Source organism: Streptomyces brasiliensis, from assembly GCF_014647875.1.
Taxonomy (GTDB): domain Bacteria; phylum Actinomycetota; class Actinomycetes; order Streptomycetales; family Streptomycetaceae; genus Streptomyces; species Streptomyces brasiliensis.
The window spans coordinates 1-1,043 of sequence record NZ_BMQA01000241.1 but is presented as its reverse complement, the minus strand read 5'-3'; the positions used below and the strand labels follow the sequence as shown (position 1 = coordinate 1,043).

At 56.9% G+C, this 1,043-nt stretch carries 1 rRNA gene; it reads left to right on the top strand.

Annotated features, from left to right (window positions below):
* Positions 1-1,043, top strand: a 23S ribosomal RNA gene (locus IEZ19_RS49980); the annotation flags it as partial.

Here is a 1,043-nt window from a genome sequence, read left to right as displayed (position 1 = left end):
GTGGAGGACCGAACCCACCAGGGTTGAAAACCTGGGGGATGACCTGTGGTTAGGGGTGAAAGGCCAATCAAACTCCGTGATAGCTGGTTCTCCCCGAAATGCATTTAGGTGCAGCGTCGTGTGTTTCTTGCCGGAGGTAGAGCACTGGATAGGCGATGGGCCCTACCGGGTTACTGACCTTAGCCAAACTCCGAATGCCGGTAAGTGAGAGCGCGGCAGTGAGACTGTGGGGGATAAGCTCCATGGTCGAGAGGGAAACAGCCCAGAGCATCGACTAAGGCCCCTAAGCGTACGCTAAGTGGGAAAGGATGTGGAGTCGCAGAGACAACCAGGAGGTTGGCTTAGAAGCAGCCACCCTTGAAAGAGTGCGTAATAGCTCACTGGTCTAGTGATTCCGCGCCGACAATGTAGCGGGGCTCAAGCGTACCGCCGAAGTCGTGTCATTGACACATGTACCTCCAACGAGGGTGTTGATGGGTAGGGGAGCGTCGTCTGCCGGGTGAAGCAGCCGCGTAAGCGAGTTGTGGACGGTTGACGAGTGAGAATGCAGGCATGAGTAGCGATACAAACGTGAGAAACGTTTGCGCCGATTGACCAAGGGTTCCTGGGTCAAGCTGATCTGCCCAGGGTAAGTCGGGACCTAAGGCGAGGCCGACAGGCGTAGTCGATGGATAACCGGTTGATATTCCGGTACCCGCTGTGAAGCGTCAAACATCGAGCATCGTGATGCTAAGGCCGTGAAGCCGCCCTGATCTCTTCGGAGTTGAGGGGAGTGGTGGAGCCGCCGGACCAAGCGGTTAGTAGGTGAGTGATGGGGTGACGCAGGAAGGTAGTCCATCCCGGGCGGTGGTTGTCCCGGGGTAAGGGTGTAGGACGGTGTGTAGGTAAATCCGCGCACTTTGTGTCTGAGACCTGATGCCGAGCCGATTGTGGTGAAGTGGATGATCCTATGCTGTCGAGAAAAGCCTCTAGCGAGTTTCATGGCGGCCCGTACCCTAAACCGACTCAGGTGGTCTGGTAGAGAATACCGAGGCGTTCGGGTG